The sequence below is a fragment of the Acinetobacter sp. 1294596 genome (genome assembly GCF_000582925.1).
GTDB lineage: Bacteria > Pseudomonadota > Gammaproteobacteria > Pseudomonadales > Moraxellaceae > Acinetobacter > Acinetobacter radioresistens.
In genome coordinates, this window is the sequence record NZ_JFCC01000152.1 from 1 (window position 1) to 324 (window position 324).

Genomic DNA, 324 nt, shown 5'->3' on the forward strand with positions numbered 1-324 from the left:
GATATGAACTCTTGGGCGGTATCAGCCTGTTATCCCCAGAGTACCTTTTATCCGTTGAGCGATGGCCCTTCCATACAGAACCACCGGATCACTAAGACCTACTTTCGTACCTGCTCGACTTGTGGGTCTCGCAGTTAAGCGCGCTTTTGCCTTTATACTCTACGCGTGATTTCCGACCACGCTGAGCGCACCTTCGTACTCCTCCGTTACTCTTTAGGAGGAGACCGCCCCAGTCAAACTACCCACCAGACACGGTCCTCGACCCAGATTATGGGTCAGAGTTAGAACCTCAACATTACCAGGGTGGTATTTCAAGGATGGCTC

General features: G+C 51.9%; 1 rRNA gene. It reads right to left on the reverse strand.

Features of this window, described 5'->3' with window-relative positions:
- Positions 1–324, reverse strand: a 23S ribosomal RNA gene (locus tag J502_RS16330); the annotation flags it as partial.